The organism is Oceaniferula flava (genome assembly GCF_016811075.1).
Classification (GTDB): domain Bacteria; phylum Verrucomicrobiota; class Verrucomicrobiia; order Verrucomicrobiales; family Akkermansiaceae; genus Oceaniferula; species Oceaniferula flava.
The window spans coordinates 20,216-40,421 of record NZ_JAFBGL010000011.1; the positions used below are offsets into that span (position 1 = coordinate 20,216).

Below are 20,206 nucleotides of genomic sequence, written 5' to 3' on the forward strand. Positions count from 1 at the left end.
GAGGTTGCGGTGTCTTCCCATATGTCCTCATTTTTAAAGTGGCCCATCGCCCCCATGACTCTCCGCTAATCTTCGCGGAGGAGTTCGCGGGCTTACCTTTCAGTCAGATTGTTAAGAAAATAACCGTGACTTAGTTCGGCAGGGCATCCAGCGACTGCAAAATTTTTCTCACAATCGCCTCCCGCTTGAACAGGTCATCCATGCGCTTCGGGGTATCGATGTTGAGGGCAAAAAACACAGCGCCCGTGGGATGCTCGACCCAGCCGACCCACCAGCCGATGCTGCCGCTCCAGCCGGTTTTGGCGCGTAATATCCAATCGCGCCCGGCTTCATTGATCATCACATCCTTGACCAATCGCTGGGCATTGAGGCTCAGTGGCAGTTGGTTACGGTGCAGCTTTTGCAGAAACTCAATCTGCTCGACCGCTGAGACCCTCAAATTCCCCTCCACCCAGAACGGCGCCTTACCGGTGGGGTCGGCATTGCCGTAGTGGATCTTTTCCATGTAGGCCCGCTCACCGGCCTGACCGATCGCTTGCTCAAATGTCTGATACACCCAAACCACCGAATGCCGCATCGACGAGCGCAGCGTCTGGTCCTGGTTCCACGGTTCATAGAACCTCTTCTTGCCATCCCAGGGAATCACCTGAAATTCATCCTTCACCACCCCCGCATCAATCGCGAACATGGCATGCGGAATCTTGTAGGTGGACGCTGGGGAAAAACGGGTCGCCGCCCGCTTGCGATCATAGACAAAACTCCCGCGCGAATTCGCCCGTTCATCGACTACTACCATCGTTCCCTCAGCCTCAAACTCTGTGAAGACAGCCTTCCATTTGGGGCGGGAGACAAGCTTGTCTTCAGCTGCTGTGCAGAGGATAGGCAGGCAGGTTATTAATGCGGTTAGAGATAGGAATAATTTAGTCATTGGATTGAGTTCCTTGCTTCATTTCCTCCCGCGCAGCAGACAGCGCGGATGCAAATAAACCTGTTGGGACTGCGACAAATCCTAGACCGATCATCAAAACGATAAAGGTGAATATTTTCCCACCTACGGTGATCGGATAGATATCTCCATATCCCACCGTGGTCAGAGTCGCCACGGCCCACCAGAAGCTATGGAAGACCGATGCGAAGGTCTCAGGCTGGGCCTGGTTCTCGAAGTAATAGATTCCCACCGACGCTAAGTAAAACATGATCAGAGCTGTGAAGCCAAAGAGGATAAGCTCCTCGCGGGCGATCATGAATGCACGATGGTATCTCTGCATCGCAGAGCTATATCTCGCTAGCTTAAGTAGGCGAAACAGACGCAGGAGCCGAAATGCTCTGACCGAACGCAGATCAATTCCGGTAGCGACATAAAACGGCAGGATCGCAATAAGATCGACGATACCAAAGAAGGACCAAGCATAGAAACCACGCGGACGCGAAAGGCAAAGACGCAGTAAATATTCAACGGTGAATAGGACCACCGTGCCAATCTCGAATGCTCGCAACCAGCCCTGATGTTGACTCGTTAGATTGGGAAGCGTTTCCAGAGCGAAGGAGATCAAGGACAAGATGATCAGCCCTTGAATGATAAAATCGAATCGGCCGAAGCTCACGCGGCCATTTTCATCATGGGAAATCATATTTTTCAGGAGAGTTGATCTAGAACATTGTTAGAACTATCTTATCCGAAGACTTATCTACAGAAAAAATTCGAGAGTCTCTCGATTGTGCCACATGCAGTGTGATTGGATAACGGACATTCTTGTTCCTTGTTTGCTGAAGTTGCCCATGGACAGGAATGCGCTCGTCCGCTCGCGCTAGGCTACAACTCCCCGCATCGAAGGGTTTGCACCCTTCGTTTTCTAACGCTTCGTCCTGCTCTACCCCGACGAAGGGTGCAAACCCTTCGCTACGTAGGCTTCGCTTTTTTTCACTCACCTCGTTTTCTATGCCGGTAGACCAGTAGCCCTGCGAGAAAAACGGACGAAAACATGGCTGCCGCCAGGTAACAGGTCACCTGAATGGTCTGCGTGATCAGCATGGGTAAAGTGCTCGTGGGATACCAGCTTGCCGGATAGATTCCCCTGCCGCTCTTGTAAACAATGTATCCGGAACTGGCTGCGACCACTTCCGTAGCGAGAACCACAACGAACACACCGAGCAGAATCCGCCGGACACGAACCTTTGGCCATTCCCCACCCCGCGCAGCTGCGGCACAACAGAAGCCAAGCAGTAAGCCTGGCGAAAACGATGCTCCGAATGCATAAACGGCAGCCAGGGTGGTCGGGTCTTCGATCCCCAACAAGGGATCATGATAGATGGTAAAATGCTCGGGAGCGATCCGCACAATATATTGATCGTGGCACACAGCGTAGATGGCAACAATGAACCAGACCTGCAGAATCACGGCGTAGGTAAGCGATCGTTTTTCGCTCAACAAGGGCTGCAACATCAATCGGGGCATCATGATCTTCTCTCAAGATAAGACGTTTGCTCCGAGTGTAAACAACATGCTTCTCAGACCCACATTGCAAACATGACTCGCCAAGCAGAATGACACCGTCGCGGCATCCAAATTTTGAGGAAAGAGAGCATCGCTATGACATGCGCGGAACCTTGGAGAGCCCCGTAACGAAGGGTTTGCACCCTTCGTTTTCTAACGCTTCGTCCTGCTCTACCCCAACGAAGGGTGCAAACCCTTCGCTACCTGAACCATTCGCCGGTTCAACTTTGATCAATAACAGCACGGGTTACCTCACGCACACGACGCTTGATCGGCCTACTTTTTTTTCTTCTTCGGCACGTGCACCAGGCGTTGTTTGTCGGCTAGCAGGCGGGGCTTGAGGTCTTTTTTGTAGTCGACATCTTGCACGTTGACGCCGCGTTCCACGGCGATGCTGGCGGCGGTGCCGGCGCTTTGGCCGAGGATCATGAAGGTGGGTTCCATGCGGACCGATCCGAAGGCAATGTGCGAGGCGGAGAGGGCCATCGGGACTAACAGGTTCTTGGCTTCCGCCGCCTTGGGCACGATGGCGCCGTAGGAGATCGGGTATGGGTGCTTGATGTGCAGGCCGACGTCGCCCTCGTTTTGCACATAGCCGTCTTGGGTAACGTAGCGCTGGGTTTGGTGCGAGTCCATGGTGTAGACACCGAGGCCAACGCTATCGGTGACGTCGGTTTTGCTCAGGCAGTCGTGCTCGGTGACGACGTGCTGGCCGATCATCCGACGGGCTTCGCGGATATAGAGCTGGTGCGACCAGTTGCCGTTATCGACAAACTCGTCCTTCGGCAGTCCCCAGGTGGACATTTCCTTTCGCACCTCCTCCGGCACCCTGGGATCGTTGGCGAGGAAGTACATCATGCCTTTCTGATAGGTCTCGTGCTCCTTGATGATCTCGCGTCGGCGTTCATAGCTGGCTTCCGGGTAATCGTAGTTGGCTCCGATGTTATCGGTGCTGAACGGGCCGTGGTTATTCTGGTCCGTCTTCTTGTTAGGCATCAGGTCAAACTTGCGGAAGGTCTCGTCCCAGCCGCTTTCATAGACGCGGAGGATGAGCTCGTATTGCGTGGGATCGTAGCCCTCAGGTTTGGGAAATGGGATACGATTGTCCGGATCGTTGGTCAGGCAGGCGCGGAAACAGTAAGCCTGGATCTTGTTATCACCACTGCCGTTTTCGCTAGGGTCCTCGGCGCTGATGCGTTCGAGCAGGCCGCTTTTCGGATCGCCCGGGATTTTATACGGGCTGATTTTAGCGGTGAAAAAATGATCGTGGTCGCGGCGATCTTTTTGCACGCCGTTGGCCGTTTCACCGTAAGTGGCATTGCTTTCACGGCCGACGTGGTAGCTCACTCCGGCGGCGGCCATGAGGTCCCCCTCGTAAGTTCCGTCAATGAACACCTTGCCGACAAAGCGGTCGCCGGCCAAGGTCGTGATGGCGGTGATTTTCCCATCCTTCATCTCCACACCGTTCTCCCGATCGAGCCAGGCGTCGCGCAGGACTTGGATCTGATGTTTCGCCACAAAGTCGTCCATGATGCCCTCCGCCACGTGGGGCTCGAACACCCACATTGCCTTGTCGCCCGGGCGGTTGCGATTGTAGGGACGCTTGTTTTTCCGATACTCCTCGTGCGTCTCCTGACGCCAGGCCTCCGGCTTCTCGTAGTGCTGCTTCACCGCCTGATAGAACTCCAGCGACAGTCCACCGATGCCGGCGGCGTGACCGTTATCGGTCCAACCCAGACCACCACTGGTCAGCCCACCGAGATGTTTGTCCGGGCTCACAATGATCACTGTTTTCCCCATGCGTGCCGTCTGCACCCCGGCCATCACCGCTCCGGAGGTGCCGCCGTAAATAATCACATCGGCCTGATAATCCTTGGCCGTAGCTGGTGAAAAGGCGGCCACGAGCCATGGCAAAACCAACAAAGAGCTGCGCGAACAGAGCGCCCGTAACGATAGAAGGATTTTCATCAGGCCAGACTAACGGCCAAGGAGACGGAGTCAAAATCTCCGCGTGCCATAATCGACGGCGGGCGGTCGACCGGAATCAAGTCGCCATGCCTCCGCAGTCGTTCGCAGTCAGACATAGTCGTTTGCAGACGGTCGTGCCGATTCGTGCTGGTCCTGTGGGGAGCCATCCGTCTACCACCGAGAGAACCCCCAAGGCCTCTAGCGGTTCCATTTGCGCACCGGGGTGCGAGAAAACGGGAGCTCGAGCTGCTGCCACTGCGGGCCGCGGTCGTCGCCATGTTTCTCGCCACGCAACAAACAAAGGCCACGCTGGCAAACAGTTTTCAACACATCGACAACCGGAAACGAATCAAGGGTGAATTTATTCATGTGAACAGTGTTCATAAAAGTAGCCTCGTGGTCAAGAAAAGTTGTTAAAAACTAATCCATGCCTGCGGAATCATCGTGACGCGGTGACTTCTGCACACACGGAGTTTGTCCAGGCTTCGCTTGCCAAGAGATGAGGGGTCCAAGAGCTCGAGACTGACTCGGCACCACAGCGGGATCAAGGCTCCAGCTCCAAGGCATCGCCCTCCTTCGGCGCTCTGACAACGCGGTCGACCGTGTGTTTGGTCACCAGGTTGCCTTTCACAGCCCGACCTTTCAAGGCGAGCTCACCGAAGCTGAACAGGCGCGACAGGCTGCGAAGGCGGGGGACCGGCTTGAGGTGGACGAGCACGGTGTTCTCCTCACTCTCCTTCTCGGTATCGTGCACCGCGAGATAGAGCACGCGGGTGCCTTTGGTGCCCTTGGTGAGGTTGTATTCCTTGTCGCGGGTGACACCGCCGACTTTGAAGCGCTTGGCATAGACGGCGCCTTGGCGACCATCGCGGTAGATCATGGAGAAAATCTTCTCTTCCTCCTTGCGGAAAACGGCGATGTGCTGGAGGCGCTTGCCGACGAAGGCTTTGTCCGCGACCTTGGAAACGCGCATCACACCTTCGCCATCGATGGCGATGATGTCATCGATCTTGGAGCACTTCTCAACGCTCTCCTCCTTCTTCAATCCCCAGCCGGCAAAGCCGTCCTTGCGGTTGACGAAGAGCGTCTCGGTGGCGGCGACCACTTGCACGCGGTTGACCACGCCGAACTCGGTGATCTCGGTGCGGCGCTCGCGGCCTTTGCCGTATTTCTTGATCAGGTTCTTGAAGTAGGCGATGGCGTAGCGTGTGAGCTGGGCGAGGTGTTTCTCGACCTCGGCGATATCGTCTTCGAGGCCCTTAATGATTTCGTCCGCCTTGAAGCTATCGAACTTGGAGATGCGTTTGATTTTGATCTCTGTTAGGCGCACGATATCTTCCTCGGTGACTTCGCGGTGCAGCAGTGCCTTGAAGGGATCCAGTCCCTTGTCGATGGCCTCGATCACGGCTTCCCAGGTTTCACATTCCTCGATGTCGCGGTAGATGCGGTTCTCGATGAAAATGCGTTCCAGTGAGGAGAAGTGCCACTTTTCCTTGAGTTCGCCGAGTTTGATCTCGAGTTCGATCTTAAGCAGCTCCTTGGTCTGGAAAGCGCTCTGCTTGAGGATCTCGGTGACGCCCATGAAACGTGGTTTGCCATCGAAAATGACGCAGGCGTTTGGTGAGATGGAGACTTCACAGTCGGTAAAGGCGTAGAGTGAATCACGCGAGGTCTCAGGGTCCACGCCGGCGGGCAGGTGGATCAGGATATCGGCCTCGGCGGCGGTGTTGTCCTCGATCTTGGAAATCTTGATCTTCCCCTTCTCATTGGCCGCCACGATGTTGTCCATCAGGCTGCCGGTGGTGACACCGAAGGGCACCTGGGTGATGCGGAGGATGCGTTTTTTCTCAATCTTGATTTCGGCGCGCACCCGGATCTTACCACCGCGCAGGCCGTCGTTGTAATTGCTGGCATCCATGATACCGCCGGTGGGGAAATCCGGATAGAGCTCGAAGCTTTCCTTCCGCAGCGCGGAGATGCAGGCTTCTAACAACTCGATGAAGTTATGTGGCAGCATCTTGCAAGCGAGGCCCACGGCGATGCCTTCAACGCCCTGTGCTAACAGCAGCGGAAACTTCAGCGGCAGGGTGACGGGTTCCTTATTTCGTCCGTCGTAACTGCGGGTCCACTCGGTGGTCTTCGGGTTGAAGGCGACTTCGAGGGCGAAGGGTGTCAGGCGGGCTTCGATGTATCGTGGCGCGGCGGATTTATCACCTGTTAGAACGTTGCCCCAGTTTCCCTGGGTATCGATGAGCAGTTCCTTCTGGCCGAGTTGCACCATGGCATCGCCGATGGAGGTATCGCCGTGCGGGTGATACTTCATGGTGTTTCCCACCACGTTGGCCACCTTGTTATAGCGACCGTCCTCCAGCTCGCGCATGGAGTGTAAAATGCGGCGCTGCACCGGCTTCAGGCCATCACAGAGGTGGGGCACGGCGCGCTCCATGATCACGTAACTGGCGTAATCTATGAAATAGTCCTTGTACATCGTGCCCAGGCTTTGCTGCTCGCGGGCATCATCTCCAAACTCAGGGTCCGGGGTTAAATCTAGTTCATCCATGGGGAGAAAATCGTCAGAAAAAGGGTATCAGGGAGAGGGTGAAGGTATTTAAGCACCCTTAAACACCGATGCAAGCCTGGAAGTCAGACTGACAGGCGAGGCCCAACGCAACCAGCCGCGCGAGCCTCTGTCGCCCAGCTCAAGCGATCTGTCATCGAGCCGTCCCCCGTGTGCCTAGCGAACGCCGGCTTTGAGTTCCTTGAAGCGTTTGCGCATTTCCACAAGCACCTGCTGATGCTCAGGATCATTCACCAGATCGTTCTCCTCGTGAGGATCTTTCTGGATGTTGAACAGCTGCTCAACGTCCTGCTCGGGCCAGTAGAAATACTTGTAGTCCTTGCGCACAAGAGCCTCCGAAGCGGGGATGAAGCTGGCTTTTTGCAGCGTGGGATGTTCGTAGAAAAACTCGCTGCGCCATGGCTCCTTGACTCCACCCAGGTAGAGCGGTGCGATGTCGCGCCCCTGCATCCCTTTCGGAGCGTCGATGCCGGCGGCGGAGAGGATAGTCGGAGCGAGATCGACATTCAGGGTAAACTCTTCGTTAGTCTCTCCATTTTTGCTGTCGGCCATACGTGGGTCATCGATGATCAGTGGCACGCGGATACTTTCCTGATGCGGATACCACTTATCAGCGAGACCGTGTTCGGCGTGGTAGTAGCCGTTGTCGGTGGTGAAAATCACCAGGGTGTTCTCGCGCAGGCCACGCTTCTCGAGCTCGGCCAGGATGCGGCCGCAGGTGGAATCGACCTCGGTGGCGAGACGGTAGTAATTTTTCATCATCGTCTGGAATTTCTCCGGCGTATCAAAGCGCCAGTGCCAGCGGTTGCGGCCTTCGTTTTTCTCGTTAAAGAACTTCGGAAGTCGGTTCCACGACTCCTCGGTGGCATTCACCGGAACCGGGATCTTCACGTCCTTGTAGAGCTCCATGCTCTCGGGCTGCGGCAGAAACTGCTTCGGGTGTCCGTCCTGGGCGTGGGTGGCGAAGAAGGCGACGGTGAGACAGAACGGTTTGTCGTCGGGCATCTTGTCGAAGAACTCCAGGGCATCGCGCTCGTTGCGTTGGGTGACGTGGATTTTCTCGCCGGTCTCGGTTTCATACCAGTGCTTGCCGTGGTAGAAGCGGGCAAAATCGTAGTGTTTCTTCGGATACGGGCCGTTGTGCCATTTGCCGACGTGACCGAGGTAGTAGCCATTGTCTTTGAGCAGACCAGGGTAGGTTTCGTCCCAAGGTGTCTGGAAGGCTTTGAACCCCTTGCAGCCGTGGCGCGACATCCATTGGCCGGTGTAAATCGACGCCCGACTCACCCCGCAGATGGCGGTGGTGACGCAGTTCTGGGTGAAACGGTAACCCTGCCCGGCCAGACGGTCGATGTTCGGCGTTTTCACCACCGGATTTCCTGCCACGCCCAAGGTGTCGTGGCGCCAATCGTCAGCGTAGAGCACGAGGATGTTGAGCGGTTTGTCAGCGGCTGAGCCGATCGCGCTGAGCGTCAGGGATGCGGCGAGTGTGAGTAAGATTGATTTCATCATGAGATGCTGGTGAATGAGGTGACGGATCGAGCGGAACCAGATGCCTGCCGAGATCGAGATTCCCGTGCCTCGGACGGCCCTTGTTTAGCTAGTCAACAAGCAGATTACGACTCCTCGCCTGCAAAGATTACAGGCTAATTTTAATCCCATCTCTCTTGGCTCTTGATTCTTCGTCGGTTCGTCCTAAAGAAAACCCATGCGAATTCTCACCGGCCTTCAACCCAGCGGCAAGCTCCACATCGGCAATTACTTCGGCGCCATGCAGCCCGCGGTCCAACTTCAGGACCAGGGGGACGCCTTTTATTTCATCGCCGACTACCACGCCATGACCACCATGGAAAATGCCGCCACCCATCGCGAGAACGTCAAGAACCTAGCGATCGACTTCCTCGCTTGCGGCCTGGATCCGGAAAAAGCCACCATCTTCCGCCAGTCCGATGTGCCGGAGGTGAACGAGCTCGCCTGGATCCTCTCCACCGTCTGCCCGATGGGCCTGCTCGAGCGCGCGCACTCTTACAAAGACAAAGTCGCCAAAGGCTTCGATGCCAACCACGCCCTGTTCGCCTATCCGGCGCTGATGGCCGCTGATATCCTGCTCTACGATGCCGAGCTGGTGCCGGTGGGCAAGGACCAGAAACAGCACCTCGAAATCACCCGCGACCTCGCCGGCAAGATCAACGATCGCTTTGGCGAAGGCACCCTCGTCGTCCCCGAAGTCCAGATCAAGGAGAACACCGCCGTGGTGCCCGGACTCGATGGTCAGAAGATGTCGAAAAGCTACCACAACACCCTGCCGATCTGCCCGCCGGACACCATGACCCAGAAGCAGGTGCGCAAGCTGGTGATGAAGGTGAAAACCGATTCCACTCCTGTCGAAGACCCCAAACCCACCGAAGGATCCATCGTGATCGACCTCTACAAACTCTTCGCGTCTGAAGCCGACGTGGAAAAAATGATCGCCGACCACCAAGCCGGCGGTATTGGCTACGGCGACTTCAAACAGCGCCTGTTCGATGCCTATTGGGAATACTTCGCGCCCATTCGTGCAAAACGTGCCGAGCTGGAAAATAACCTCGACTACGTCAACCAAGTCATCGCTCAAGGGGCGGAAAAAGCCCGTGCGGAGTCCACCAAGGTGCTCGACCGCGTGCGCAAGGCGGTGGGACTGCGCTAGCGAGCGGCAAGCATCAGCCATTCCTCGACGCCTAAGCAAGCCATTCTCCCCCACCGGCTGTGAGCAAGTCATCCAAGAAAGATAAAAAAGGCTGCGGCCTGCTTGGCTTTGCCATCTTCTGGACGCTGTTCAGCTCCATCTTTCTGGTCCTCGGCATCAAGTCCACCTACGATGCCATCCATCGCAGCCAGTGGCCCGAGGTCGACTGCACGGTCACCCATTTTCGCGTCAGCACGCGGAGTAGCGACGATCCACCGTTCCAGCCGAAAGCCCGCTTCACTTACGAGTGGCAAGGCCAGAGCTACACCGGCGACCAAGTCTGGGCGAAAAAGAAGGGCGAGGAGGATTACGAAGACCTCGCCGAGCTGATCGAACAGCACCACGCAGGTGAGCTGGATCGCTGTTATGTCAATCCAGACGACCCCAGCGAAGCTGTTCTGTTAGCCAAAGGAGATGATCTTTGGGGCGGCATCATCTTTGCTCTGGTAGGTGGGCTTTTTGTCGCCATTGGGATCGGCCTGATCTTTACCGATCGCATGGCAAAGAAACAAGAAAGCGCCGCCCTATCGTCGAAAAAGACCAAGAACAATGACGCCCCCCTGACGATCCTGGTGCCTTTTTTCAGCCTCTTCGGACTGGCAGGTTTGGGGATCTTTTTCTTCCTCGTGGTCCCTTCCGCGAAGAAATACATCGATGCCCAAGGCTGGGTGGAAACACCGGCCAAAGTCATCTGGAGTCGTGTGCGCTCGCATAGCAGTGACGATGGCACCACCTACAGCGTGGATATTTTTTACCGCTACAACTTTGATGGTCGGGTTTACAAATCGAACAACGAAGGCATCATGTCCGGCAGCTCCAGCAGTGGACGCTCGAGCAAGGCGGCCAAGGTTAAGGAACACCCGCCGGGGAAAGAAATTACCTGTTATGTGAACCCCGAGAAACCCTGGCAGGCGATGCTTTCGCGCGAGCTTGGTTGGTCGGCCCTCTTCGCCCTCTTTCCCCTCCCCTTCATTGCCGTCGGCGTGGGTGGCTTGTGGTATACCCTGCGCAAACATGCTCGGGAAAAGGGCGCCTCTAACCAGTCATCGCCCTACCGGAAAAAGAGCCGGAACATCCGCCACCGGGTCGCCCTCCGGGATGCGGGTGGTGCCGGTGAGAGTTCCGCAAGCCGCCCCGACCCGCTGACATTCAGCCCGGCGAGTAGTCGGCGAAAATCCTTCCTCGGCGTGCTCGTCTTTGCTCTCTTCTGGAACGGACTGGTTTCTGTCTTTGTCACCATTGCCGTCAAGTCCTGGCTGCGTGACGATCCTGAATGGTTCCTGACGATCTTCATCATCCCCTTTGTCTTGGTCGGCTTGGGAGCCTTGATTTACTGCTTCACGCGTTTCCTCGCGATGTTCAGCCCAGCCGCCTCACTCCTGCTCAAACCCGGCGCTGTGCCGCTGGGAGGTCAGGCCACTGTCACCTGGAAACTCAAGGGCAACGCCGATCGCATTCAGCACTACGCCATCTACTTGGTGGGTGAGGAAGAGGCGCAGTATCAGCGAGGCACCGATACCGTGACCGCTCACGAAACCTTCTACGAAGAAGAATTGTTAGAAACCAAAGACCCGCGCAAGATTCGCCGCGGCACGGTGGAAATCGATCTTTCGAAGCAACGCGACATCATGCCCAGTTGGAAGGGCGCTCACAACCGCATCAAGTGGTCGCTCCAAGTTCGCGGCAAGCTCTCACTCTGGCCAGACATCAAGGACCGCTACGATATCGATGTCCTGCCGCTCGACATTTCAACCCCATCCTAACATGCCAGCCGACATTACCATTGAGGTCGATTATCAGAACACCCAGTTCACCCCGGGTGATACCATATCCGGCAAGCTGCGCTGGCAGGCACCGCGCGGGGAAAATAAGATCGCACTCCGGCTGTTCTGGTTCACCTCCGGACGCGGCACCCAGGAAGTCGAGGTGATCGATGAGCTCAGCTGGTCTACCTCCCAAGGCTCCGCGAACTTCTCCTTCCCCCTCCCCCATGAACCCTACAGCTTTGCCGGCAGCCTGATCGAGCTCACTTGGGCACTGGATGCGGTGTTTCTGCCATCCGAAGAGGCCTCCGAGCGCTTTGAGTTCGATCTCACCCCCGATGGTCAGAAGATCAGCCTGAGTCCGGTGCAGACTGCGAAGACGAAGGAGAAAAAGAACAAGTGGTTCAGCGTGACCAATAACCGTGCCTGATGCTGTGAATGCCCGCAGCAATCCATTTGCCACCGATCGCACAGAGCTGCTGCTCAGCTATCGGCCCGAATGGATAGGCACCACGAAAGAGGAGTTACTCGCCAAGTGGCAACAGCTCGATCAGCGGGCGACACTCACAGGTCGGCACGGCGCTGGAAAATCCACCCTGTTAGCATGGTTCCGGCAACATCTCCTGCAGCAAGGACAGCAAGTGATCCACCTCTTCCTCAACCGCCAATCCAAATCTTTCAGCGAGACCGATTGGCAGAAAATCCGAGAAGCCGCAGGCAAGTTCATTCTGCTCGATGGAGAAGAGCAACTCGGCTGGCGAGCGAGGCGGAGATTCTACCAGCTCGGCCAGGCGGCGGAGGGATTGTTAGTCACGCGGCATCGGCCAGGCCATTTACCGCAGCTCTGGGATCTGCAACCAGACATCGCTGTGCTGCAACGTTGCATCCGCCGGGTTGCTCCTGATTACTACTCCGACGTGGAGCCTCATCTGCCCCAGTGGTGGCAAAAGCATCGGGGAAACATCCGCGACATCCTGCTGGAGTGCTACGATTTTCATCGCAGCCGGTAGATCTAGCCCTCGGCCTTCTTCTCCTGCTTAATCAACCAGCAGAGCCCGATGACAAAGCCGACGACTCCGACACTTGCCGGAACGCCAAGAGTCAGCAGCTCACGGTAATCACGCGGCTTATCATTGATCTCGGCTTCTGAGGGCATTGCTGGCAAACTAGGCTCCTGCCATTCGCTCCAAAATTCAGTGTGAGTGTCCGGGTGCTGGCCCAAATCCAAGCGTTCCTTTATGTAGTCACGACGAGCAAGATTGCGTGCATCGGCCACCTTGCGTGCAGCGACATACCAGTCTTCCACTGGCTTTGTATTTCTTAACAGCACCCTGCCGGAGTCAGCCACGTGTTCGCGCACGTCTGGATCATAATGAATAGACTCCGCACCATTGGCTTTCAGTTCTTTCATACGCAGGTTGGCTAACAGCACCAGCGAGCTGTTCTCCCGCTGCATCAGGGCGCCCATCACGGCGGCGTGAACATCGAGGCTCCGCCAAGCGGCTCCCAGCCGAATCAGGCCAGTAAGACCCTCAACGGCCTTGTTAGGATCTGGTTCATCCAACATATCCAGTAAAGACACAGAGTCTCCAGAGCCCAGAAGCTTGGCCTGGTAGGCGGGCATTAACCACCGCACCGTTTTCAGCTGGTATTTTTCACGTCCGAAGTGTGCGTCCGGATTCAGTTCGATTGCAGCAGCAATCAATTTCTCACCATGAGCAATATCGGTATAATCGGCCTCCCTTGCCTCGCGTCCCTGCTGGACCCAGCGGTGAATGTAGAAAGTTCCCAAGTTCGCAAGATAGCGATACTGATGAGTGTCCTTTTCCTCGCCCTCCGGCAATTGATCGATCTGCTGCTTCTTTTCAGCCATCACTGCAATCGCTTCATTACTTCGGTTCAAGCGATCGAGAGCTACGCCGGCATCATCGTAAAGGTCCAGCTTTTCAGGGTGCTTCCCAAGTTCCTCGCGGACGCGCTCGAGACGCATCTGGTAATATTCATCCGGGTAGCGATCGACCCAACCTACCAGCGTGTAAACCAGATCCATTTGCCCCTGGGCTTCGGTCGCCAAAGTGTCACGATCCCACAGGCAGGCGAGCATCATTGGACAAGCTGCGAGGAGCAGCAGAAGAAGACCAAGGCGTTTTTTAACGGAACCAAAAAACATACCTTAGGACCGACTGCGAACGTTTCGTTCTTCTGAATTTACCTGTTTCATCATGGAGAATTTCGAATCGTCCGCTTCATTGGAGTTTTCGCGCGCGCCCGTGCCTACCGCCAGCTGCGGGCTGGCAGTCTGTGGGGCGATCACAAAAGCAACAAATTTCATTAGGAGGAATCTTATCACGTCATAAGTTCGAGTCAAATTCCGATCTCCCCCAAGTAATCCTCAAGCGATCTGCAGATCTTCATATTTATCATAAATATTCAAACAGCCTCTTCCATACTTCGAAAAATATGAAAACAACGAAACTTATCCAAGATTTCACAGAATAAACCCGCGACACATGGTGACAAAGCCGATGCCATGATGAATGAAATTGATCAGCTCATGATTCGATTTCATCCATCTACATCTCCGAAAAACACTAAAGCCGTATAATCACAGCCAGACCTCCTTCAGGCCGATTCTCACAGCGGATGTCTCCGCCCAGTCCGGTAATGCAGGTTTTAGCAATCGCCATGCCCAAGCCACTACCACCATGCTCCCGAGCACGCGCATCATCGGGTCTCGAAAAGGGTTCAAAGACCTTCTCCAGCCAAGCCTCAGGTAGCCCAGGACCTTCATCCTCCACCGCGATCACGACACCCGAATCCGAAGATTCGACACGAATCGCGATCATTCCGGTTTCATCCGTGTAGCGAACTGCATTGCGCACCAGATTCCCGATCGCACGCTTCAGTAAATCGCCTCGGCTTTGAATCGTAAGACCTTCCGGAACACTCAAAGCAACAGGCCGGTCTCCAGCTTCCCTAGCAACCACCGTGGAACAGAGATCCAGCAGATTGACTGTTTCAAATTCCAACTTATCCGGTTTCAGTGAAGCCTTTGAAAAGTCGAGCAGTTCATTCACCAGCTGGGATAACTCCTCCACCTCCTCGTTCAGATTCCCAAGGCGCGATTGATCTTCGTCACCGAGCTGATGCTCTAAAACCCCGAGCCCCATTCGGAGCCTAACCAAGGGAGAACATAACTCATGGGCGATATCGCCGAGGAAACGCTTCTGTCCGGTGACGTATTCATCAAGCCGCTGTGCCATGCCTTGGACCGATCGGCTCAAGCGACCTAACTCATCGCTCCGATCGCTGGCCACATCGATCTCAAACTGCCCTTCGGCAATGCTCTCCGCCCCTTGGGTCAAAATCCCCAGACGTCTGGTAATACGATAGACAAAAGGCACCCAGATTAATGCCGTCACTAACAACAAAGCAAGTGTGGTGAAAAATAACGGCGTCCACGAAAAGAACACCTGACTGGCATTGTCTCGTTTCCAAACAATCAACATCAGATCGTTCGGTTTCCGATTTCCAGCTTCGATCCAGAAGTGCAAGGCTGCCATTTCATGTTTCGGTGCTCCGAACTCGCCGATGGCTTCGATATCAATCCTTCCCATGCGACCGTTTCGCACGTCCGGATCACGTCCCGGCCCTCCTGGTGGCCCGTCATCCATCAGGGCATCCAGATGATTTTCCTCGGTCATCTCAAGTCGGCGGCGGCGGCCGGGTCGACCAGCACGAGGCGGATATTTCTCCTGCAGTTGTTGAGCCAGATCGCTAGGTAGCTCGCGCTCACTGCCAGCCAACAGGCGTGCTCCATCGGGACTGACGAGCGCAAGTTCCACGCCATTGGCATCGCCAGTATGTTCAAGAATATCATTCCATTCCGAGAGCTCTGAGCCATTGAGCGCCGGCATGAGCAAGCGCACCATGGACTCCATCCGGCTTTCCACCGTATTCTCGATCAGTGAGTCCTTACCGAGACCGTAGCTGCCCTTCAGCACCCAGCCTAACAAGCCGACGGCAATAAGCAAATTCAACAGCAGGAACCAAAGAATCCGAACCGACAATGGCATGCCTCGCATCACGTTTCACTCCCTCCCTCACTGACAATAAACTGGTAGCCAATGCCGCGAATCGTGCGGATGAAACGAGGCGCCGCGGCGTTGTCACCCAGCTTTTTCCTCAGGGCCGACATGTGCACATCGATCGACCGGTCAAAGACATCGAATTTTCGATCCGAGACGTCGTCCAGCAGCTGTTCGCGAGATTTCACCCGACCACGCGAACGCATTAACGAGGCAAGGATGGCAAACTCCAAGGCTGTGAGAGTCAGCTGCTCACCATCCAAATGCACCTGATGGGTCCCCTCATTGAGTTGGAGACCGTTGACCTCGTATTCGGTCTCCTGCGTCGCCGCTTCCGACACCGTTAGAACCGACCGCCGCATGACAGCTCTCAGTCGGGCCAAAAGTTCGCGGGTAGAAAAGGTCTTCGGTAAATAGTCATCCGCTCCGATCTCAAGACCCACAATTCGGTCTGCCTCCTCCCCCATTGCCGTAAGCATCAAGACTGGAACGTTCGAGGATTTACGCAGTTCCTTGAGCATCTCGAAGCCGTCCATCTCAGGCATCATCACATCTAGCAGAACAGCGTCAAAGTTTCCAGCCAGTGCCGCCTCCAGCCCTGCCGCACCTGTGTGTTTCATGGCCACCTCATAGCCGAGAGGGGTGAGGTAATCACGAATCAGCCCGCACAATTTACGGTCGTCATCCACTACTAAAATTCTACGTTGCTGATCCGACTTCATCTTGAGTGTCATGAAATTAGCAGCGGCGCCCCCCTTAAGACCAATCTATTTACATAATCTTAATATTTTATCCTCATTTTCAAATCAGCGCTTAACAGAGACAGCTTAGTGTCCCAACAGAATCAAGGCGATGTCCGATGCGGATGCCACCGAGATTTGCACATATCGCCAGGAAACATGTAAGGCGGACACCATACTTTTATTCCTGAGCTATAAAACCTCGCACTGAGTGGAGATCTGTCTGGTAGTTGACAGGCCCACAGCGAACTTGGCCCCACCTTGGCTGCTGTCAGAGTGGGGCCATTTCTTTTTCTTCACAGCTTAAAACACTTACCGAGAGTCACTTTACCGAAACTTAACAAAAGAATCTCCTAAAGCAATCATCCCTTAACAGAGTGGGGCCAAGTTACAGACGCATTCGTAATCCACACACACATTAGGTTTAGGTATGCAGTATTGACTACATAACACCTGAATCCCGTTTCAGCTCCGGTTGGGACGGGATTCTTGTGGGATGTTTATTTGCTCCCGCGTGGCTGGCCAGAGGGCGACTTAGTTAAAAATGGTGAAGCCGCTTGGGGTCTTGCAGCTTTCCGGTCGCGTCGAAACCGACCCCTTCGGAGGCAAGCAGTTCCAGCTTCTCTTTGAGCTTTGGCCCCATCGTTTCGCCTGAATACCCGCCAATGCCGCCATCTGTTTTAATCACCCGGTGACAAGGAACTTCCGGTGCGAGTGGGTTTCTCTTGAGCGCTTGTCCAATCGCTTGAGCTGATCCACAGTCCAGCGCTCGGGCCATTTCACGATACGTCACCACCTTCCCCACGGGAATCTTCATCAAGAGCGCATAGACACTTTGCTCGAAAGCTGTGGATTCGCGGCTCATGGTGCGAAGTTGTTATGAAATTCAGCTCCATCGTAAACTTTATGGCTCACCAAGGTGCCGGTAGCAGGATCGATGAGATAACTCGCGGTCCAGGCCTCCGAGCCATCGCCAACGTTGACGTAAATATTGAGCTTACTCCCACTCTTATACACACCAAGATGCTTGATTTCGTTCATCCACTGCGAGCCTAGGTAGCTGTAATTCGCTGCTGGGATGGCCACACCTTTGCCATCGATGGATACCGTCAATTGATCAACCATATACTGAGCCGGAGGCCGACTCATATCGCCATAGACGAGCTCCAGTGCGCTGTCCTTGGCGGTGGAGTATTTCCGCCAGTCCAAGGCAACAATCACCTCCCGTCCGGTATCGGTGAACTGCATCACCTCATGCATCCCGTCCACCGTGTGACGCTCCGGTGTCACCACCTTGGCAACCGGCACAGAGCTCGGGGAATCACTAGCTTGAGGAGCGCAAGAGGCCATGATCAGGCCGATGCATAAAAAGGTGAACTGGTTTATTTTCATGATACAAATGGAATGAGGCATAAGTGCCAATAATATCCCAACCCTAACGTGAGCCCTTCCTTAGCATCAAGCGAATAGTCAAGGTGTCACGCGCAGCGGCCAATACAGCGCGATCTCTGACAAATTAGACAAGTAGTTTCATGGATTAGAACAATGACAATGGCTATGAGGGCTGGCACTTACTTTTGCCTCAGTTACAATGCTCATTGCACTTCGATGAGTCACCCACATCTAGAATGAATCAGAACCACCGAACCTCCATTTCCTCTGTCGTCCAGGCTATGCTGCTTTCGATCCTTGCGGTATCCATGGTCACTCTAGTGGCTGCGAAGGAGGTCAACTTGGCGAAGGGTGCGACGGTGAAGGCATCAAGTTCCCATGCCAAATATCCGGCGGCGAAAGTGGTCGATCAGGTGGTCAGCGATGCCTCCCGCTGGGTGGCCGACAAAGGCGAGCAAGCGGGCTGGATTGAGTTGGCATTTGCCAAGCCGGTGACCATCCGCACCGTCGATGTCTATTCGGGATGGAAAAAAGATCAGAAATCAGTGCTGGCGGACTTTGACATCAGTTTGAAGATCGCGGGCAAGTGGGTGACACCGAAGTCGGGCCGCATTCGTCACAACAAGGATGACGAGCGCCGCATCTACATCGAGGGCGAAAAGGTTAGCCAGCTGCGGCTTAGTTTAGTCGGTTCGCATGTCGGGCGGATTCGTGAAATTGCGGTGTATGATAACAAGGAAGCAGAAGGTCTGTTAGCGCATGCTCGCCAAGGCGGCAAAGACGCTGCCATCGATCGCTCCCGTCACCAGATCGCGGTGAACCAGGTGGGCTATGAAACCGGTCGCTCGAAACGGTTCACCGCTCCCTTGTCGCCCGACGGCACTGAATTTACTCTGACTCTTAGAGGATCGACCGATGTGCTCTACCGTGGCGTGATCAACAATAAGAACGGTGACTTCAGCCAGTTTCGCCCCGAAGATAGTCAGCAGCATTACCTGATCACCCTGAGCGGAGGGTCACTGAAAACGAATCAAAGCGATCCGTTTCTGATCCGGGAGAATCTTTACGACGAACAATTCTGGCAGCCGGCGGTGGATTTCCTGATCGATTCGCGCTCCGTCGTTGGCACCCACCCCAGCGCCTACGGGGGATGTCCATGGCGGGACGGCACCTATTACGATGCCATCGTTCCGTCGCTGGTGCTCTTTTACCTGGCCGACACCAAACGGATCGACGGCATGCCGAAGCAGATTGACTGGCAGGCGGAAAAGGCGCGAGTGACAGCGGCGAATTTCCCCTTCGACGCCAAGAACCCGGGTTCCGAAGGCGTGATGGAGGCGGTGCGCCAATACTATCAACTCGAGCCGCCCAAAGCCGATGCTCCGGATGTGGTGAAAATGATCCACTGGGGGGCGGGCTATTACCTGGTCAACCCCGCAACCAAGGACCCAAGCCGTGACCCGGATGGCCGGAAAATTCATGCGCAGACGATCGAGCAGGTCGCCTACGTGGTGTGGGCCTGGCCGGCGCTGAAAAAGTGGTTGCCGCAGTCGTTCTACCATCAATGTTACGCACTTTGTGTCAACAACTGGGAGCCATCGTTAGAGATCAACCCGTGGTGGAAACCGAGCTCTTACGTCACTGCAAAATCACTGACGAAATCGCCGAAAAAGAAATTGCTCCACCCCTTCAAAGGTCGTCACGCACCAGGACACTCGATTGTTCCCAACCTGATGATGTATGAGGTCGCCCAGCGTGAAGGACGCAAGGGCGCGGAGAAGTATCTCAACGCGGCGGTGAAGCAGGCCGAATGGATCATCAAACATCTCGACTGGAACGACCCCCGCACGACCAAAGGCCACCGCATGAGTGAGCACCGCACGATTCCCAACCTGGTGTGGTTGCTGCAAAAATACCCGGACCATGCACCCGACGGTTTGCAGGAAAAAATCACCGAGTGGGCGAGGGTAGCGGTTAGTCGATCAGACAACATGTGGGACTTCCGCCGTTATGACCTGGAAGATCTCTGGACGATCCCTGCGATGAACGAAGTGGGAAACTCCCTGAGTGTTCCGGCGATCGCAACGGCTGCCGCTTGGGTGGTGGATGATCCGCAGCTCAAGCAGCGGCTTGAGGAGCTGGCCACGGCATCGGTCGATCATGTCTTTGGCCGCAACCCACAGCTCGCCGCCGCACCGCACAAGCCGGACATGGGTTTCCCCGAAATCGAACGCGGATGGCCAAGGGGCTATAAGGACAACGTCTGCGCACGCTTGGAATTGTGTCGTGGCTCGATCTCCAGCTTACCAGGCAGTGGCGCGTATCCGTTCAAGCCGGGTGGAGATTTTCGTCATCCTGAAGGCTGGGTGAACTACGGCGCCAGCTGGTGCATCAGCCTGTCTTATTTTAAATTCGATGCGGCGGCCACCACGCCCTCAATCAATCTTAACCCATAAAC

At 55.3% G+C, this 20,206-nt stretch carries 17 protein-coding genes; 5 read left to right on the forward strand and 12 right to left on the reverse strand.

Annotated elements, in window-relative coordinates; translation table 11 throughout:
• Positions 1 to 130 precede the first annotated feature (130 nt).
• The 7 genes from blaOXA to JO972_RS14705 form a co-directional block, all read right to left on the reverse strand.
• Entirely contained in the window at positions 131 to 928 is a 798-nt protein-coding gene (gene blaOXA, locus JO972_RS14675; RefSeq protein WP_309490830.1) for a class D beta-lactamase, read from the reverse strand.
• Positions 921 to 1,631 (reverse strand): ion transporter, encoded by a 711-nt coding sequence (locus JO972_RS14680; protein ID WP_309490831.1) that lies wholly within the window; start codon positions 1,629 to 1,631, stop codon positions 921 to 923. Before JO972_RS14680 ends, blaOXA begins: the two co-directional genes overlap by 8 nt.
• Positions 1,632 to 1,921: 290 nt before the next feature.
• Positions 1,922 to 2,458: a hypothetical protein gene (locus JO972_RS14685; RefSeq protein ID WP_309490832.1), complete on the reverse strand. Its 537-nt coding sequence runs from the start codon at positions 2,456 to 2,458 to the stop codon at positions 1,922 to 1,924.
• Between the two features lie 312 nt (positions 2,459 to 2,770).
• On the reverse strand, positions 2,771 to 4,462 hold the full coding sequence (locus tag JO972_RS14690; protein WP_309490833.1) for an FAD-dependent oxidoreductase: 1,692 nt from the start codon (positions 4,460 to 4,462) through the stop codon (positions 2,771 to 2,773).
• 198 nt (positions 4,463 to 4,660) lie between these two features.
• On the reverse strand, positions 4,661 to 4,831 hold the full coding sequence (locus JO972_RS14695; RefSeq protein ID WP_309490834.1) for a hypothetical protein: 171 nt from the start codon (positions 4,829 to 4,831) through the stop codon (positions 4,661 to 4,663).
• Between the two features lie 175 nt (positions 4,832 to 5,006).
• Complete coding sequence (locus JO972_RS14700) at positions 5,007 to 7,022, reverse strand: DNA gyrase/topoisomerase IV subunit A (RefSeq protein ID WP_309490835.1); 2,016 nt, start codon at positions 7,020 to 7,022, stop codon at positions 5,007 to 5,009.
• 174 nt (positions 7,023 to 7,196) lie between these two features.
• Positions 7,197 to 8,549, reverse strand: a complete 1,353-nt coding sequence (locus JO972_RS14705) for a sulfatase family protein (RefSeq protein WP_425498322.1) — start codon at positions 8,547 to 8,549, stop codon at positions 7,197 to 7,199.
• A 199-nt stretch (positions 8,550 to 8,748) separates the two neighbouring features.
• On the opposite strand from JO972_RS14705, the gene trpS reads away from it, so the two are divergent.
• Genes trpS through JO972_RS14725 form a run of 4 tightly spaced genes read left to right on the forward strand, consistent with a single transcriptional unit; the run spans position 8,749 to position 12,538 of the window.
• Positions 8,749 to 9,726 carry a tryptophan--tRNA ligase gene (trpS, locus tag JO972_RS14710; RefSeq protein ID WP_309490837.1) on the forward strand — a complete coding sequence of 326 codons (978 nt, stop codon included), beginning with the start codon at positions 8,749 to 8,751 and terminating at the stop codon, positions 9,724 to 9,726.
• A gap of 59 nt (positions 9,727 to 9,785) precedes the next feature.
• Positions 9,786 to 11,528, forward strand: a complete 1,743-nt coding sequence (locus tag JO972_RS14715) for a DUF3592 domain-containing protein (RefSeq protein ID WP_309490838.1) — start codon at positions 9,786 to 9,788, stop codon at positions 11,526 to 11,528.
• A 1-nt stretch (position 11,529) separates the two neighbouring features.
• Positions 11,530 to 11,958, forward strand: a complete 429-nt coding sequence (locus JO972_RS14720; protein WP_309490839.1) for a hypothetical protein — start codon at positions 11,530 to 11,532, stop codon at positions 11,956 to 11,958.
• Positions 11,951 to 12,538: a nucleoside/nucleotide kinase family protein gene (locus JO972_RS14725; protein ID WP_309490840.1), complete on the forward strand. Its 588-nt coding sequence runs from the start codon at positions 11,951 to 11,953 to the stop codon at positions 12,536 to 12,538. The genes JO972_RS14720 and JO972_RS14725 overlap by 8 nt, the downstream gene beginning before the upstream one ends.
• 2 nt (positions 12,539 to 12,540) lie before the next feature.
• On the opposite strand, the gene JO972_RS14730 is transcribed toward JO972_RS14725, so the two are convergent.
• The 5 genes from JO972_RS14730 to JO972_RS14750 all read right to left on the reverse strand — a co-directional run bounded on the left by JO972_RS14730 (position 12,541) and on the right by JO972_RS14750 (position 17,748).
• On the reverse strand, positions 12,541 to 13,698 hold the full coding sequence (locus tag JO972_RS14730) for a hypothetical protein (RefSeq protein WP_309490841.1): 1,158 nt from the start codon (positions 13,696 to 13,698) through the stop codon (positions 12,541 to 12,543).
• A gap of 421 nt (positions 13,699 to 14,119) precedes the next feature.
• On the reverse strand, positions 14,120 to 15,604 hold the full coding sequence (locus JO972_RS14735; protein WP_309490842.1) for a sensor histidine kinase: 1,485 nt from the start codon (positions 15,602 to 15,604) through the stop codon (positions 14,120 to 14,122).
• 8 nt (positions 15,605 to 15,612) lie between these two features.
• Entirely contained in the window at positions 15,613 to 16,350 is a 738-nt protein-coding gene (locus JO972_RS14740; protein WP_309490843.1) for a response regulator transcription factor, read from the reverse strand.
• A 544-nt stretch (positions 16,351 to 16,894) separates the two neighbouring features.
• On the reverse strand, positions 16,895 to 17,221 hold the full coding sequence (locus JO972_RS14745) for an MGMT family protein (RefSeq protein ID WP_309490844.1): 327 nt from the start codon (positions 17,219 to 17,221) through the stop codon (positions 16,895 to 16,897).
• Positions 17,218 to 17,748 carry a hypothetical protein gene (locus JO972_RS14750; RefSeq protein ID WP_309490845.1) on the reverse strand — a complete coding sequence of 177 codons (531 nt, stop codon included), beginning with the start codon at positions 17,746 to 17,748 and terminating at the stop codon, positions 17,218 to 17,220. Before JO972_RS14750 ends, JO972_RS14745 begins: the two co-directional genes overlap by 4 nt.
• A 236-nt stretch (positions 17,749 to 17,984) precedes the next feature.
• Here JO972_RS14750 and JO972_RS14755 point away from each other — a divergent pair, with 236 nt between their 5' ends.
• Positions 17,985 to 20,204: an early set domain-containing protein gene (locus tag JO972_RS14755; RefSeq protein ID WP_309490846.1), complete on the forward strand. Its 2,220-nt coding sequence runs from the start codon at positions 17,985 to 17,987 to the stop codon at positions 20,202 to 20,204.
• Positions 20,205 to 20,206 lie beyond the last annotated feature (2 nt).

Bases quoted from the DNA above. Each gene is read 5' to 3' on its own strand.
- blaOXA (WP_309490830.1), bottom strand. From the start codon at position 928: ATGACTAAATTATTCCTATCTCTAACCGCATTAATAACCTGCCTGCCT.
- JO972_RS14680 (WP_309490831.1), bottom strand. From the start codon at position 1,631: ATGATTTCCCATGATGAAAATGGCCGCGTGAGCTTCGGCCGATTCGAT.
- JO972_RS14685 (WP_309490832.1), bottom strand. From the start codon at position 2,458: ATGATGCCCCGATTGATGTTGCAGCCCTTGTTGAGCGAAAAACGATCG.
- JO972_RS14690 (WP_309490833.1), bottom strand. From the start codon at position 4,462: ATGAAAATCCTTCTATCGTTACGGGCGCTCTGTTCGCGCAGCTCTTTG.
- JO972_RS14695 (WP_309490834.1), bottom strand. From the start codon at position 4,831: ATGAATAAATTCACCCTTGATTCGTTTCCGGTTGTCGATGTGTTGAAA.
- JO972_RS14700 (WP_309490835.1), bottom strand. From the start codon at position 7,022: ATGGATGAACTAGATTTAACCCCGGACCCTGAGTTTGGAGATGATGCC.
- JO972_RS14705 (WP_425498322.1), bottom strand. From the start codon at position 8,549: ATGAAATCAATCTTACTCACACTCGCCGCATCCCTGACGCTCAGCGCG.
- trpS (WP_309490837.1), top strand. From the start codon at position 8,749: ATGCGAATTCTCACCGGCCTTCAACCCAGCGGCAAGCTCCACATCGGC.
- JO972_RS14720 (WP_309490839.1), top strand. From the start codon at position 11,530: ATGCCAGCCGACATTACCATTGAGGTCGATTATCAGAACACCCAGTTC.
- JO972_RS14730 (WP_309490841.1), bottom strand. From the start codon at position 13,698: ATGTTTTTTGGTTCCGTTAAAAAACGCCTTGGTCTTCTTCTGCTGCTC.
- JO972_RS14735 (WP_309490842.1), bottom strand. From the start codon at position 15,604: ATGCCATTGTCGGTTCGGATTCTTTGGTTCCTGCTGTTGAATTTGCTT.
- JO972_RS14740 (WP_309490843.1), bottom strand. From the start codon at position 16,350: ATGACACTCAAGATGAAGTCGGATCAGCAACGTAGAATTTTAGTAGTG.
- JO972_RS14745 (WP_309490844.1), bottom strand. From the start codon at position 17,221: ATGAGCCGCGAATCCACAGCTTTCGAGCAAAGTGTCTATGCGCTCTTG.
- JO972_RS14750 (WP_309490845.1), bottom strand. From the start codon at position 17,748: ATGAAAATAAACCAGTTCACCTTTTTATGCATCGGCCTGATCATGGCC.
- JO972_RS14755 (WP_309490846.1), top strand. From the start codon at position 17,985: ATGAATCAGAACCACCGAACCTCCATTTCCTCTGTCGTCCAGGCTATG.